A 13,976-nucleotide genomic window follows, 5' to 3' on the forward strand; every position below is an offset into this window, starting at 1 on the left:
CCAATATAAATAAGGAGGGTGTAGTGATGCTTGAATTGAATGTGGATTTAAACGAGCGGAGCTATCCCATCTATATTGGACAGGATCTGCTGTCAGACAAAGGGCGATTGATTGAGCATATTGGTCAAAGTCGCCCTGTTATCATAAGCAATGACACCGTTGCTCCTCTGTATCTCGAAGTGGTCGAAGCACAGCTAAGAGATCTATCCCCTTTACACTTTATTGTTCCGGATGGTGAACAGTACAAATCACTTGAATGGTTTGAAAAGATCTGTGCATTTTTACTTGAACATAACTGTGGCAGAGACACTTGCTTAATTGCGTTAGGTGGAGGTGTAATTGGTGACTTAACTGGGTTTGTGGCGTCAGCTTACCAACGTGGTGTGCCTTTCATTCAAATACCGACGACGTTACTTTCTCAAGTAGATTCATCCGTTGGTGGAAAAACCGCGGTTAATCATCCTTTAGGAAAGAATATGATTGGCGCGTTTTATCAGCCAAAAGCGGTATTTATCGATACTAACTCACTAAAAACCTTACCTGACCGAGAGTTTGCTGCCGGCATGGCGGAAGTGATTAAATACGGTCTGATATACGATGCGGAGTTTTTAACTGTTCTGGAAGATAACGCGGGACTTTTAAAATCGCTAGACACAGCGAGCTTGAATCAAATAATTTATCGCTGTTGTGAGATTAAAGCTGAGATTGTTGCTAAAGATGAAAAAGAAGCTGGACTTCGCGCGCTATTGAATCTTGGTCATACATTTGGCCACGCAATTGAAGCACAAATGGGCTACGGTAACTGGCTGCATGGTGAAGCAGTTGCAGCGGGCATCATGTTGGCGATGTCTTTGGGCCAGCAGCGTGGCGATATGTCTGAGCAAGAGGTTAAACGAGTGTGTGACTTACTTGAACAGTATGACTTACCAACTGCCCCTCCTAAAGAAATGACCTCTGAACAGTTTATCCATCATATGCGTAAGGATAAAAAGAATAAACAAGGCAAAATCAGATTTATCCTGCCAACGTCGATGGGCAAATGTGCATTGGTAGACGACGTGACTGATGACAATGTAGGTCATTTAATAGGGCAGTAATGCAGTCACAAATATTGCCAAGTCGTGCAGCCTTGGTTGATAGAATTGCGATGCAATTTGAATATGGGCAAAGCTTAATTTGCCTAGTAGGCAATTCTGGCTTAGGAAAGAGCTATTTAGCGGAAAGCTTTATCACTGATAAATATAGCGATTTCTCTAAGGCTTTTATTCAATTAAGTGCGCACTCTAAAGATGTCGATGTGGTGCGTCAGCTCATGGAGCATACCTTTCATGCGCCGTTAGTTGATCAAAAACTTTCTTTGACTGAAAATTTCTTTGTACTGAATAGTGAGCAACCTGCGGGCCCTTGTTTGTGGGTGCTTGACGGTGCAAGGCATCTCAGTGATGAACTGATTGCCGAACTGCAAAATATAGTGGTGCGTGCACCTAACACCCTCTATGTGTTAGTGACTGCACAAGCTCCGAACATGCTGCCAAATGCTTTAGATATTCATTTAGAGCCCCTGTCTCTTTTTGAATCGAAGCAACTGATGAAGATGTTTTTTCCAGAATTGCCATCGGATGATGACCCTATTTTTTCAACATTTATCTCAGAAGCGCATGGCAACCCAAGTGTGTTACTTGATTGGCAGCAAGATGATCAGCAACTGGATCTGCGAGCGAATATGCCGTCAAAGGGGAAGCAGAAGCACTTATTTATTGCTGCTTTTTCGCTGATCTTAACTTTGTGCTTAATCGCCGCTTTATATAATAAACAGTTACTCGATTTATTTCAGACAAAACAAGCAGCCTCTGAGCAAACCGCTGTTGTCGTCGCAGAGCCAACAGTATTAGAGGCCCAACAGGTTTTGGAGGGGCAATCAGGGCAAAGTGCTAGTCAATCTCCGTCGACATTGGGAAAGTCGCTTGAGGACAATAGGGGGGAGCCACAAAGTGAAGAAGTCCCAGCTATTTTAGGTGCTTTACTTTCAACCCCTGCACCGAGTAACTTGAAAAAAGCACAAGAGGCAGGGGCGGCAAAAGTCATAACGTCATCTGATGTACAAAGTCTCGAGGATAACAGTAAATCAAAGGTATCTGATAAGCCTGTTACAGCTTCTATACCAAGCGTGTCAAAAGTATTGTTGGAAGAAACGCAGCCTAAACCTTTATCGGAAGTTGAGTCTTCAGAGGAAAAACAGCCTGATGAAGTTGCTGTGTTGTCTCTCAAAGATAATAATTGGTTCTTAGCTAGGCCTGATCAGGAGTGGAGTATACAGCTACTCGCTGTGACCGACGAAAAGGTAGCGACTGATTTTATCAATAAACATGATTTGGAAAATGTGAAAGTTGCGCAAGTAATGCGAAGTGGACGCACATGGTGGTTTGTGACAATCGCACCATTTGCACAGCTTGATGATGCACAGCGAGCACGTGCTAAATTAAGTACGGATTTATTAGCCGCAAAGCCCTTTTTTAAACGGATCTCTCAAATAAAGCAGCAAATCCAACAGTCACAGTAAAAAAAATAGTGTAAAATCCCGCTACTTTTGGGTAATTAGATCGATCATGCAAAAAAAGACCAGAGCCTTTCTTAAATGGGCAGGCGGAAAATATAGTTTAGTGGAAGAGATCACTAAACGATTACGCAGTGCAAACAGTGAGGCAGATACCTTAGTTGAGCCTTTTGTAGGCGCTGGCTCTGTGTTTTTAAACAGTGACTTCAAACGTTATATTTTGAATGATATCAATGCCGATCTGATCAATTTGTATAAAGAAATTCAGCGTGCGCCTGATGAGTTTATCAGCGATGCAAAAAAGTTATTTGTCGAGCAAAATAATTGTGCTGATGCATACTATGAGTATCGCAAGCAGTTCAACGAATGTGTTGATGTGTATGAACGCGCAATCTTGTTTTTATACATGAATCGCCATGGTTATAATGGTCTGTGTCGATATAACTTGAAAGGCATTTTTAATGTCCCTTTTGGTAAATATAAAAAGCCTTATTTTCCAGAGAATGAACTGTATCACTTTGCAGCCAAAGCCCAAAACGCGACGTTCACTTGTTTAAGCTATGAGCAGGTATTTAAGCGTTTACCCGAAAACTCTGTAATATATTGTGACCCACCTTATGTACCTCTGAGTAAGACTGCGTCTTTTACCAGTTATGCGAAGGGGGGATTTAATCTTGATGATCAGGCACAGCTGGCGAATTTAGCAGAACGAGCTGCGTTTGAGAGCAATAAACCGGTATTAATTTCAAACCACGATACTGTGTGGACCAGAAAGATTTACAGTGAAGCGTCACTCGATGTTATCCAAGTCAAAAGAACCATCAGTCCTAAGGGCAATGGGCGAAATAAAGTGAACGAGTTGATGGCTTTATATAATAAGTAAAAATCGCGGTATGACTAGCTTTGTGATGCCAAAATAATGCCATTGACCAAGATGATGAGACCAATCACAAATAGTATAACGAAAATTGTACCAGCAACGGCATAAGGCCAAAAATGTGATTTTTTGAAGTCGTGATGATATTTTTTGTCGCTTTGTACACCAAGCATAGCGGCAAGGACGCTCTGAAAGATGCTAAAAAAAGTCATCATGATGCGTCCTGTTACTTAGATCAGATATCAGAAATGCTTGAACTGTCTTGTTGATCATCAGAGCCGATCAATAGCTCTAATAAATCGAGGTAGTGAAACTGTGCATTACTACTACCACCAGTTAACCACGCATACCAGCTCGTGTGTGCCTCGCGCTTACAATGTTGTTCATTATAATTATACATTGCGTCGATGCATTCACATTGGCTGGATTGTGTAACTTCGATATCGTCATTGCCAAACGAAAAAACGCCTACCGAAACCACAGCTGCGATTGCCAACAATACTGTCCGTGTTTGAAGCCATGTTGCCATAACTATCCCCTCAGCGATTAGCTATTTTTAAATATTACACTATGGATATTTATTAAACAATCAATTTGTCTATTTTCTCTGTTAATTGGCCTCAATTGGTCCCGTGCTTAGTCGTGTATTTCTCGACTATTTGGGTTAAAGTAGCGACGACAGCAAACTTTAAGGGGATCTCATGTCATTAGCGAATGCACAATCTGAATTTTTAATTGCGCCGTCTATTTTATCGGCTGACTTTGCTCGTCTGGGGCAGGACGTAGAAAAAGTGATCACAGCAGGTGCAGATGTGGTGCATTTTGATGTAATGGACAATCATTATGTACCTAACTTAACCTTTGGTCCGATGATTTGTGAAGCACTGAGAAACTATGGCATTACTGCCCCCATAGATGTGCACCTAATGATTAAGCCTGTAGATACTTTGATCCCAAGTTTTGCAAAAGCTGGTGCAGATATTATTACTTTTCATCCAGAAGCCAGTGAGCATGTTGACCGCAGTCTCGCACTGATCAAGGAGCTCGGGTGTGAAGCTGGTTTAGTGCTGAACCCTGCAACGCCACTGCATTGTTTAGATTATGTCATGGATAAAGTCGATCAAATTTTATTAATGTCGGTCAACCCTGGATTTGGCGGACAAAGCTTTATTCCGAGCACATTGGATAAGTTAAAGCAGGTGAGAGAGCGTATTGAAGCCTCAGGCAAAAAAATTCGTCTTGAAGTAGATGGCGGGGTGAAAGTTGACAATATCGCTGAAATCGCTGCAGCGGGTGCAGATATGTTTGTAGCAGGCTCTGCTATTTTCAATCAACCTGACTACAAAGCCGTGATTGATGAGATGCGTCAAGAACTAGCGAAGGTACGTTAATGAGTGTATCAGGCGTTTTATTCGATTTAGATGGCACCTTGGTTGACAGTGTAACAGAGATGCACTTGGCGTTAAATTTAGCACTTTCTGACGTGGCTTTTCCCGTTGTATCTCATGGGCAAGTACAGCAATGGGTAGGCAATGGCATTGATGTACTCGTCAAGCGAGGTCTGAGCTGCGATCTTGAGATCAACCCAGATCTATCCGATACCTTGGTGACACAGGCCATTGCACGCTTTAAAGTACATTATCAGGCGTTAGTTGGCGAGTATGCTGCACTTTATCCTGGCGTTGAAGTCGGGTTGTACGAGCTGGGGGCCTTACCAAAAGCACTCGTGACTAATAAAAATAGAGCATTTACCTTACAGCTTTTGCAAAAGCTTAACATTGCCAAGCATTTTGATGTTATTGTATGTGGAGATGATGGAAACAAAAAGCCGGATCCATATTTGCTTAAGCTTGCATGTAAACAGTTGGGCATAGCAACTGAGAAAGCGATTATGATAGGGGATTCTAAGAGCGATATTTTAGCTGCACAAAGCGCTGAGATGCCTGTGATCGCGGTAAATTATGGATATAATCAAGGTGAACCGCTGTCGCAGTTTAATCCACAGTACCTCTGCGAGCAGTTCTCGGATATAATTCCCATTTTAACAAACCAGAATTGATATAAAGGAACAAGATGACAAAACCAGTAGTATTAAGTGGCATTCAGCCAACCGGTGGTATGACTATAGGCAATTACGTAGGTGCCATAAACCAGTGGCTTAAGCTACAAGAAGATCACGATTGTTTCTTTATGTTAGTAGATCTTCACTCTTTGACGGTACGTCAAGATCCTGCGGTATTGCGTGAGCGAGTATTAGATGGAATCGCAATGTATACTGCCTGTGGTATTGACCCGAATAAATCGTCGTTATTTGTACAGTCACAAGTACCAGAGCATGCTCAGTTAAGTTGGGTATTGAACTGCTATGCTCAAATGGGCGAATTGAACCGCATGACACAATTTAAGGATAAGTCGGCAAAACATTCTAACAATGTTAACGTGGGCTTGTTCTCATATCCTGTGCTGCAAGCAGCAGATATTCTTCTTTATAATACAGATCAGGTACCTGTAGGCGAGGATCAAAAGCAGCACTTAGAGCTGACTCGTGATATCGCCACTCGCTTTAACAACATTTATGGCGAGGTCTTTAAAGTACCTGAACCTTACATCCCGGAATTTGGCGCTCGCGTGATGAGCTTACAAGATCCGTCAAAGAAAATGTCTAAATCAGATGACAATCCAAATGCGTTTGTGATGCTGTTAGATGAGCCGAAAAAAATAGAGAAAAAGCTGAAAAAAGCGGTGACTGACTCTGATGAGCAAGCACGTATTTATTTTGATCGACAAGAAAAACCAGGCGTGTCTAACTTATTGACGTTGTTGTCGGTAGCAACAGGGCGTTCAATTGACACGCTAGTTCCTGAATACGAAGACAAAATGTATGGGCACCTGAAGAAAGACACTGCGGCCGCAGTCGTTGAAATGTTAGAGCCTATCCAAGCTCGCTTTCGCGAGATCCGCTCAGACCAAGCACTGTTAGACAATATTATGCGCAGTGGTGCGGAAAAAGCGGGTGAACGAGCAGAGAAAACACTGAAGGCTGTGTATGATGCAGTCGGTTTTATCCCTCGTCCATAGCATTCAACGCTGATAGCAATTAAGAGCCAAAGCCAATTCATGCTTTGGCTTTTTTGCTTTTAATGCCAGTACGTTCATAATTTAACACGCGCTCAGTGCGTTTAAATATATAGTGAGACAGCTAGGAAAATGTATACATTGGCAGAGAAATAAGTGCGAGAAGCGCTGCCATCAGAGGGATAAAAAAGGGGAATGACAAGTCACTCCCCTTAGCAAGTAAGTCTGAGACCTACCTACTCTCACGCAATTTTTTATAGTTCAAAGTAGTTGGTGAACAATTTATATAATTCTGTCCCTTGGTTCACGCTCGCAGAGGCAAAATGTAAGATGGCGATTGCATCTTGATCAAATGTGATTGGGTTCAATGCTTCACCTTGTGCGTATTTATCCATGCGTAAAATATTCACCAATGTGTCGCCTGCTTTAATGTGTCCACCAAGTGGTGCTTGGTATTCCACCATGCCACCCATAGGTGCATAAAAGGCCGTGTAATCTTTCAAATAGCAGGCATAACGAGTGATAGGGTGAGGCTGACATCCGCCCTCTAAAATCACTTCTTTATGCGTCAGGTAGCTGAGAATACTCTCTGCATCATACTGAGCTTCGCTGAGATCAATGTGCTCTTGAGAGCCCAATTCCACAGTAAATGCTTCAGTTAATACGTCTAAATGCTTGCCATGTTGCGCAAGCGCTTCGCTTAATTTCCACCAAGGGCAGAAACACGCTTCATCCATTGCCCCATCAAATTCATTGGGGATCAGCAAGGTGTGCGCAATATTAAAATAGTGTGCGCTTGCTTGTGCATACTCTGGACAATACAAATGTTTGGAAGACACAGGGCCAGTATGCAAATCCAAAACAAGGTCCGCTTCGTGGGCAAGGCGCTGTAAATTGACCGCGATGCGTTTGCCTGTTTTCATTGTATGCATTGGCTGGGCAAGCAACGCGTCTGTTTGCTCAATTAACAGCTTTTTAAATTCACTGCGAATTTCCTGCTCAGAAGATTGAGCATGGCGTAATGCAAAGTCCTCTACAAGATGCCCATGATCATGGTACAAGCGGTTCCAATTTTCGCCAGTGATTGGGTCAAAGCGGCCAAGCGTAAATTCCCCTGATTTTTGGTTGCACCCTATAGGGTTTGCATAAGGGACTAAAGTGATTGAGCCGGATATATGCGCTGTTTTTAGTTTTTCTAATAAGGCATAAATCACCGCATTACCCTGTACTTCAGCGCCATGCATATTGGCTTGTATATAAACTTTGGGACCTTGATTTTCATTGCCAATAGTAAACACCGGAATTGACATGGCTTGTCCATTTGCCAGCTCCGCAACTTGAATGGATGTTTGAGTGATCTGATTCATAGTTACCTCAAATAATTCTCTGGTGTTAATGGTGGTCTGACACAGCGTATTTGGCCGGACTGATAAATGTATTCGCTCGGGAGGGTATGGCATAAAAAGTACGGCATGCTTTCTGTAAACCCATAAGCGCCGCATTGGCCAAAGACCACCCAGTCATGCTCATCGATGTCATTGGGTAAGGTGTGCTCCCCTAAGTGATCCAGTGCAGTACATAGCGGACCATGTAACGTGTAGGGCGCTGTGGCGCTCGTACTTTCACGCAACAGTGAAGCCGGGAAAGCTTGTGATGTCACCGCTGGGCGAAGTATATGATTGATGCCTCCTGCTAAAATGAGTTGGTTGCTGCCATAATTTTGCTTTTGTTCGACAACTGGGTTGACATAATAACCACATTCACCGACGGCGTAGCGACCTAACTCCATCCAGAGTTCGTCAATATTTGTTTGTGTTTTTATATGCTCTAAGCTGCGTAAAATCGCCGGCCAATCAATATGAGGCTGCCCGTCAGCGTATGGGATGCCCAATCCACCACCCAAATCCAATACACGCAGATTTATCTTGAGCTGTTGAGCAAGCGTCATTAACGGGTCAACCATTTGCTGCCAAAGTGAAGCAAGTTTTTCGGCTTCAAGCATATTGCCCCATTGAAAAATGTGTAAACCGACAAAGTCTAAGTTAGGGTAGTCGCTTACTGTGAGTGCGCCCCATTCTTGTGTGCCTAATCCAAATGGCGTTAAGCTATCTCCTCCAAGCGGGTTTTTTTCATTGTCAGGCCAACGTAACTGCACGCGTAATAAGATACGCAGTGCCGTATTATGTCGCTTAGCTGCTTCTTGCAGCCATGCGACTTGATTGAGGCTTTCGGCAACAAAGGTAGTTACACCTTGGTCTAAAAAAGCCTCAATTTGGCGTTTGGACTTGGCAGGTCCAGTGTTGAGTACGCGTTTTGCATCGATGCCTTGAGCCAATACTTGCTGTAGCTCACCGCTACTAGCAACATCAAAGTTGAAACCCGCTTTATCTAACGTTTGAATAATGCTGGACAGTGGGTTTGCTTTGACAGCATACCAAAGCTTGACAACAGATTGCTCTGTCAATCGCTTTAAATGGTGGCTCAATGCATCTAAATCGTAAAGATAAAATGGCTCATGCTGACTCTGTGTCAGTGTAGTAATGGCATTTTTTACTGGCGTACTCAAGGTGGACATTAGCGAAGCACCTCTTCAAGCTCAAGGGCTGCATCACTCTGTTCGTCACGATATTTTACAATTAACGCACAGGATAAACTTAGTCCCTGTTGCTGAGCCCATTCGCCTTTCGCTGGACGTGAACCAGGGATCACGATGGCATTTTCAGGGATCGCCTCACCTTTGTTTAAAGTACGTTCATTGACGCAATCATAGACAGGGACACTGGCAGACAAGCGAACGCCAGGTGCAAGCACAGCGCCTTTTTTGACAACAACGCCTTCAACGAGCACACAGCCTGCGCCAATAAATGCATCATCTTCTACCACGACTGGACTGGCTCCAACAGGCTCTAACACGCCACCTACTTGTACAGCAGCGCTGAGGTGCACGTTTTTACCAATTTGGGCACATGAACCAACCAATGCATGACTGTCAACCATGGTGCCTTCGTCTACGTAAGCGCCGATATTTACATATGCTGGTGGCATGATAATGGTGCCAGGTGCCACATATGCGCCACGACGCACACTGCTGCCACCAGGTACCATACGTACGCCAGCTTCTGCGGCAAAGCCCTGTGGTGCTAAGTTATCTTTATCAACGAAGCCACCAGGATATTCGGTATTGGTGCCATTTCTAAACGCTTCTAAGATGCCTTCTTTGACTTCGACATTTGCATGCCAATTGCCTTGCTCATCTTGCGTTGCTGCGCGAACAGTGCCGTTTTCTAGATTGTTTAATAGGGTTAACCAGCTCATGATACTTCCTTAACTCCAAGATAAAATTGTTGAATTTGCGGTTTTGATAAATGTGGTGTCACTGAGTTCTAAATGTGTCAGTGGTGGACGCAAACGCGGTGTTTCTAGTTGGCCTTGTAAATGCATTAAGACTTTGACCGGGATCGGGTTTGCTACGCTAAATAAACTATTTACGGCGTCTGTCCACGTGGTAAATAAATTAGGGTAAGTCCCTGCTAATGAGCGCTTTACAAACTCCGCAGTTTGCTGTGGCCAAGCGTTCGCTGCAACAGAGACCAACCCTGCGGCACCTGCTTGTGCAAAGTAAGGCATCAGTCCGTCATCGCCGCTATATATTGCAAGTTCGGGAGACGCTTTGCGGAAAGATTCAAATGTGGCGATATCGCCACTTGCCTCTTTAAGTGCCCACAAGTTAGGGTGTGAAGATAAGTTTTCAATGACATTTGGGCTTATCGCGACAGCGCTACGTCCCGGTACGTTGTAGAGCATGCAAGGATGCTCGCTGGCATCCAAGAGCGTCTTGAACCAGTGCGTCAGACCAACGTTCCCAGGCTTTGCATATAGTGGAGAGCCAACTAAAAATGCGTCGATTGGTTGAGCGTTACAAAACTCCACCCAATTTAGTTGCAGGGTAAGATCATGGCCGCCAATGGCAACCATTAATGGTACAGTCGGTGATAGCTCACAGACAAATTGCACAATATCACGCTGCTCTTGCTGCGATAAAGCAAGGCCTTCGCCGGTACTGCCAAGCAAAAGTATGCCATTGCCAGCTGCTTGTTGTGCGCGAACTAGCTGCGCCAAAGTGGCAAAGTCAACATGATTATTATCGTCGAACGGCGTAACAAGCGCAGTCCATAACGGGTAGTCAGATAAGTTGTATTTAGATTTCATCTCTACCGAACTTAAATGCTGCTCGGCGACATGGGATATGAAGTGATAGCCCAGCTTCCGAACAATTAAAATTCGAAGAGCAATGGACTTAAAATAGAAAAAGGCTTGGCCTTATCTTTCTAAGACCAGAAGCTCTCCACCAAATATGTTGGTGACAGTCGTTGGGATTCAGCCCAAGCGCCCGAAAAAGTCAGTTAGCAAAAGTGACGTCTTCTCGGCGTTAATTCCCCTCGCTAGTTGTCATCGGAGTTTGCTCTCCTCGTTCTAGCTACCTGAATAACGCACCTCTTCCAGCCCTCAAAACAGCATATGATGCTATTTTGCGATATTAGGGTCAGCGGGGATTGAAACATTTCAGCCATCTAGGTGTCAAGCTTCAAACTGTAAAAGATGAAAATTAAGCTACACTTGACTATGAAAGCTGCGTGCTCAATTACTGTGTTTTTGCATCCAACAAGGAGGCAAGCGGTTGCTTAAAATACTGAAAAACTTTCGTTTTAGATACATACTTGCGATTTCAATTATGGTGATTGTGATCACCACAGCAATGGCAACGATGCAGATATTATTATCACAACAATCTGCCAGTGCTCGGGTCATCAATACCGCAGGTATGCAAAGAATGTTATCGCAGAAAACGGCATTATTGTTGGGGGCTGAGTATATTCGCCAGCACCCCGGTACATTCGATGAGCAGCAAATGCTGCGCGATGCCTTGGCGATGATGGCTGAAAATCAGGCGTTTTTGTTGCAGCAGTCAGATGGGCGCTATATCCATTTGTCTGCAGAACTGCTCACTTTTTATTTTCAACCTCCGGCGTCCTTGGCTACGCGAGTTGATGAGTACATTGCATTAGTCATCACAGCACATGATCAAGCTCTGCTGGGACAGTTAAAAGTAGAAAAGTTAATACAGATACAGACGCGCGCGAATGAGCTGATGGTGTTGTTAGATCAAGCAGTGACACTGCATGAACTCGTCGCGACGGATAAGGTAAAAAAATTACAAAATGTAGAGTTGTTAATCTGGGTTTTTGGGTTGCTGATTTTATTCCTTGAGGCGAGGTGGATTTTTTATCCAATGGAAAAAAGCATCCAGAAGAAAATTACGCACCTGCAGAAATTGAGGCTGGAAGCAAATCGATTAAAGCGCAGTAAAAGTGAGTTTTTAGCGCGCGCTAGCCATGAAATGCGCACACCATTACAAGCCATAATGGGCTATCTCACTTTGTATAAAGAGTCGAGCCAAGAAGCGCATTTAGATGTTGTAGAACATGCAGCAAAGCAATTAAATATCCTGTTGTCCTCAATCGATGATTACAATGTATTGTCGGAAAAAAAAGAAATTAAACTTGATAACAAAGTGGCGTGTCTTTCAGAGACAATATCTCATGCTCTGGCAATATATAAACCACTATTACAACATAAAGCACTGTTATTTAATACGGAGTTGGGGGAGGGGTTATCACTGCCAGTTGAATGTGACCACAATCGTATTGCTTGGTTGGTTGGTCAAATTTTAGATAATGCAGTGAAGTTTACGGAATATGGTGAGGTCAGTCTGGAAGCAAACTGTGTGGTAACAAAAAGTGGTGAAGCACTGTTTCGTTGTGTGATCGGTGATACCGGTCCTGGTATTGCGCAGTCACAAGCCAATATTGATGAGGAAGAGAACTACCAAGGTATGCAGCTCGGTCTAACGAGGGCACAGCTGATAGTGACCATGTTGGGAGGTAAAATTATCTTTACTGACAATGAGCCTCATGGTACACGTGTTTTGTTAGAGTTGCCGGTGACAGTTGCAAAGCAACCGTTGTCCAATGGGACTGAAATTCAACGAGATGCGCTTGCATTATTGGTCGAAGATAATTTGCTCAACGCCCGCGTGGTGGTAACGTTATTAGAAAAGTTAGGCTTATCGGTGATTCATGTTGTAAACGGTCAAGAAGCGCTTTCTGAGCTGCAAAAGCAGGATTTTAGTCTCATATTAATGGACTTAAATATGCCGATTATGGATGGTTTTACAGCGATAAAAATGATACGCCATAATTTGGGATTAGAGGTGCCTATTTTGGTACTGACTGCAAATACATCAGAGCAAGCCGTGAGTCGTGTGTACGAGTTAGGTGCCAATACACATCTGTATAAACCTGTGGACATGAAAGCACTGCAAGAAAAAGTCGAAATGTTAATCATGCCCTCTGCTGTGAGCAATACATTGTGAAACCTAAGTGCTGGTGAGTGAGCGGTGTCAATGTGTGTGATGAGACAGCTGCCGTTAGAGCTCACCACACAGGTGTTAGATACGCTTAATGGTGAATCCTTGCGCTTCTAATAGTGCTATTAAGCCATGTTTTTCCGGCAAGTGTAGTGCGCCTACGGCGATAAAATGAGACTTCTTGTGCATTTCAGGCAGCAGAGTTCGAACCCATGTATGATTTCGTTCAATCACTAATACTTGCTCTGCAAGTCGTGCATATTTTGAATCGTCAAAGCTCAAGTCATAGTATTTAGTTAATTTACTGTCATCACCCGTTTTCCAAGCGTCAATCATATCGGTAATGAATGCATTGGCATCTTGCATTTGAGCCAGCGTTTGAGACACCATTTCATCACTCAAAAGGGCAACTTGGCTGAACATTTCTAACTGCTGCTCAAATAGTTCTAATGCTTGGATATGCTTGTTGTGTTTTTGCGCATAAGCAATGACTTGCTTATCTATTCCATAAGTATCTGTAAACCCAGCTTGTTGGTATTCTAATTGCACGACCGTGAGTATCACTGCCCATACTGGCATATTATCAAACAGTACGATATTGATATTCCGGTGTGTGAAGTAGGATTTTAATTGTTGGTATACTTCTTTAGATAGGGCTTTTTGTAGTGGGCGGCTGTTCGAGCTGGTGATGAACGCTGCCGTTTTATGCTGAATTTCTAAAGGAGACAGGGCACTAATATCGATTTCTACCACCGTGTTTTGCGATTTTTTTATGGCACTTTTTACCTTTTCAGGTAGCCCTTTCATACTTGGATCACCCACATGGACGGTGCCAAAAAGATAAGATGTCACACCATTTTTTTCGACACTCCAAAGTGCGGGGGACGCATAGCTTACAGCGCTAAAAAACAGCACAAAGCAAAGTGATAAAGGTAATTTGAAGAGCAATAATTGTTTCACAGCTGTGGTCCTTTTATGTCTTAGAGTGGACATCATAATCAATTAAAGTTGTAAATCACAAAAAATTAATACAAAAACATGAT

The 13,976-nt window shown here is 43.4% G+C and carries 14 protein-coding genes and 1 riboswitch; of the genes, 7 read left to right on the forward strand and 7 right to left on the reverse strand.

All coding sequences use genetic code 11. The features are described 5' to 3' along the window. The first annotated feature begins 26 nt into the window (after window positions 1-26). Genes aroB through JF50_RS00390 form a run of 3 tightly spaced genes read left to right on the forward strand, consistent with a single transcriptional unit; the run spans window position 27 to window position 3,437 of the window. Window positions 27-1,097, forward strand: coding sequence for a 3-dehydroquinate synthase (aroB, locus tag JF50_RS00380; RefSeq protein ID WP_039607566.1), 1,071 nt, complete (start codon window positions 27-29; stop codon window positions 1,095-1,097). Further along, window positions 1,097-2,560 carry an AAA family ATPase gene (locus JF50_RS00385; protein WP_039607567.1) on the forward strand — a complete coding sequence of 488 codons (1,464 nt, stop codon included), beginning with the start codon at window positions 1,097-1,099 and terminating at the stop codon, window positions 2,558-2,560. Before aroB ends, JF50_RS00385 begins: the two co-directional genes overlap by 1 nt. Before the next feature lie 46 nt (window positions 2,561-2,606). After that, window positions 2,607-3,437 (forward strand): Dam family site-specific DNA-(adenine-N6)-methyltransferase, encoded by an 831-nt coding sequence (locus tag JF50_RS00390; RefSeq protein WP_039607568.1) that lies wholly within the window; start codon window positions 2,607-2,609, stop codon window positions 3,435-3,437. A gap of 14 nt (window positions 3,438-3,451) precedes the next feature. Here JF50_RS00390 and JF50_RS00395 read toward each other — a convergent pair whose 3' ends face one another. Continuing rightward, window positions 3,452-3,646 carry a DUF2970 domain-containing protein gene (locus JF50_RS00395; protein WP_039607569.1) on the reverse strand — a complete coding sequence of 65 codons (195 nt, stop codon included), beginning with the start codon at window positions 3,644-3,646 and terminating at the stop codon, window positions 3,452-3,454. Window positions 3,647-3,666: 20 nt separating this feature from the next. Beyond that, on the reverse strand, window positions 3,667-3,960 hold the full coding sequence (locus JF50_RS00400; RefSeq protein ID WP_039607570.1) for a hypothetical protein: 294 nt from the start codon (window positions 3,958-3,960) through the stop codon (window positions 3,667-3,669). A gap of 172 nt (window positions 3,961-4,132) precedes the next feature. Here JF50_RS00400 and rpe point away from each other — a divergent pair, with 172 nt between their 5' ends. The 3 genes from rpe to trpS are packed head-to-tail and all read left to right on the forward strand — an operon-like array spanning window position 4,133 to window position 6,509. Next, complete coding sequence (gene rpe, locus JF50_RS00405; protein ID WP_039607571.1) at window positions 4,133-4,822, forward strand: ribulose-phosphate 3-epimerase; 690 nt, start codon at window positions 4,133-4,135, stop codon at window positions 4,820-4,822. Next, a complete protein-coding gene (locus tag JF50_RS00410; protein WP_039607572.1) occupies window positions 4,822-5,490 on the forward strand; it encodes an HAD family hydrolase in 669 nt (222 codons plus the stop codon). Before rpe ends, JF50_RS00410 begins: the two co-directional genes overlap by 1 nt. 14 nt (window positions 5,491-5,504) lie before the next feature. Next, window positions 5,505-6,509, forward strand: a complete 1,005-nt coding sequence (trpS, locus tag JF50_RS00415) for a tryptophan--tRNA ligase (protein WP_039607573.1) — start codon at window positions 5,505-5,507, stop codon at window positions 6,507-6,509. Window positions 6,510-6,760: 251 nt separating this feature from the next. Here trpS and JF50_RS00420 read toward each other — a convergent pair whose 3' ends face one another. Genes JF50_RS00420 through dapA form a run of 4 tightly spaced genes read right to left on the reverse strand, consistent with a single transcriptional unit; the run spans window position 6,761 to window position 10,715 of the window. Beyond that, window positions 6,761-7,873: a succinylglutamate desuccinylase/aspartoacylase family protein gene (locus JF50_RS00420; protein WP_039607574.1), complete on the reverse strand. Its 1,113-nt coding sequence runs from the start codon at window positions 7,871-7,873 to the stop codon at window positions 6,761-6,763. Window positions 7,874-7,875: 2 nt separating this feature from the next. Further along, window positions 7,876-9,081: a PLP-dependent decarboxylase gene (locus JF50_RS00425; RefSeq protein ID WP_039607575.1), complete on the reverse strand. Its 1,206-nt coding sequence runs from the start codon at window positions 9,079-9,081 to the stop codon at window positions 7,876-7,878. After that, window positions 9,081-9,821: a 2,3,4,5-tetrahydropyridine-2,6-dicarboxylate N-succinyltransferase gene (locus tag JF50_RS00430; RefSeq protein WP_039607576.1), complete on the reverse strand. Its 741-nt coding sequence runs from the start codon at window positions 9,819-9,821 to the stop codon at window positions 9,081-9,083. The genes JF50_RS00425 and JF50_RS00430 overlap by 1 nt, the downstream gene beginning before the upstream one ends. A 9-nt stretch (window positions 9,822-9,830) precedes the next feature. Then, window positions 9,831-10,715, reverse strand: coding sequence for a 4-hydroxy-tetrahydrodipicolinate synthase (dapA, locus tag JF50_RS00435; RefSeq protein ID WP_039607577.1), 885 nt, complete (start codon window positions 10,713-10,715; stop codon window positions 9,831-9,833). Between the two features lie 121 nt (window positions 10,716-10,836). Further along, a riboswitch (Lysine riboswitch) is annotated at window positions 10,837-11,013 on the reverse strand. 171 nt (window positions 11,014-11,184) lie between these two features. Between dapA and JF50_RS00440 the strand changes: the two genes are divergently transcribed. Continuing rightward, window positions 11,185-12,939: a response regulator gene (locus tag JF50_RS00440; protein WP_052262068.1), complete on the forward strand. Its 1,755-nt coding sequence runs from the start codon at window positions 11,185-11,187 to the stop codon at window positions 12,937-12,939. 75 nt (window positions 12,940-13,014) lie between these two features. Here the strand turns inward: JF50_RS00440 and JF50_RS00445 are convergent, their stop codons facing one another. Beyond that, window positions 13,015-13,893 (reverse strand): TraB/GumN family protein, encoded by an 879-nt coding sequence (locus JF50_RS00445; protein ID WP_235423378.1) that lies wholly within the window; start codon window positions 13,891-13,893, stop codon window positions 13,015-13,017. Between the last annotated feature and the right edge of the window lie 83 nt (window positions 13,894-13,976).

The organism is Pseudoalteromonas luteoviolacea, from assembly GCF_000814765.1.
Classification (GTDB): Bacteria; Pseudomonadota; Gammaproteobacteria; order Enterobacterales; family Alteromonadaceae; genus Pseudoalteromonas; species Pseudoalteromonas luteoviolacea_H.

Excerpts from the sequence above, each read along its gene's own strand:
- aroB (WP_039607566.1), top strand. The coding sequence starts at position 27 with ATGCTTGAATTGAATGTGGATTTAAACGAGCGGAGCTATCCCATCTAT.
- JF50_RS00420 (WP_039607574.1), bottom strand. The coding sequence starts at position 7,873 with ATGAATCAGATCACTCAAACATCCATTCAAGTTGCGGAGCTGGCAAAT.
- rpe (WP_039607571.1), top strand. The coding sequence starts at position 4,133 with ATGTCATTAGCGAATGCACAATCTGAATTTTTAATTGCGCCGTCTATT.
- JF50_RS00400 (WP_039607570.1), bottom strand. The coding sequence starts at position 3,960 with ATGGCAACATGGCTTCAAACACGGACAGTATTGTTGGCAATCGCAGCT.
- JF50_RS00425 (WP_039607575.1), bottom strand. The coding sequence starts at position 9,081 with ATGTCCACCTTGAGTACGCCAGTAAAAAATGCCATTACTACACTGACA.
- JF50_RS00410 (WP_039607572.1), top strand. The coding sequence starts at position 4,822 with ATGAGTGTATCAGGCGTTTTATTCGATTTAGATGGCACCTTGGTTGAC.
- JF50_RS00390 (WP_039607568.1), top strand. The coding sequence starts at position 2,607 with ATGCAAAAAAAGACCAGAGCCTTTCTTAAATGGGCAGGCGGAAAATAT.
- JF50_RS00430 (WP_039607576.1), bottom strand. The coding sequence starts at position 9,821 with ATGAGCTGGTTAACCCTATTAAACAATCTAGAAAACGGCACTGTTCGC.
- trpS (WP_039607573.1), top strand. The coding sequence starts at position 5,505 with ATGACAAAACCAGTAGTATTAAGTGGCATTCAGCCAACCGGTGGTATG.
- JF50_RS00395 (WP_039607569.1), bottom strand. The coding sequence starts at position 3,646 with ATGATGACTTTTTTTAGCATCTTTCAGAGCGTCCTTGCCGCTATGCTT.
- dapA (WP_039607577.1), bottom strand. The coding sequence starts at position 10,715 with ATGAAATCTAAATACAACTTATCTGACTACCCGTTATGGACTGCGCTT.
- JF50_RS00385 (WP_039607567.1), top strand. The coding sequence starts at position 1,097 with ATGCAGTCACAAATATTGCCAAGTCGTGCAGCCTTGGTTGATAGAATT.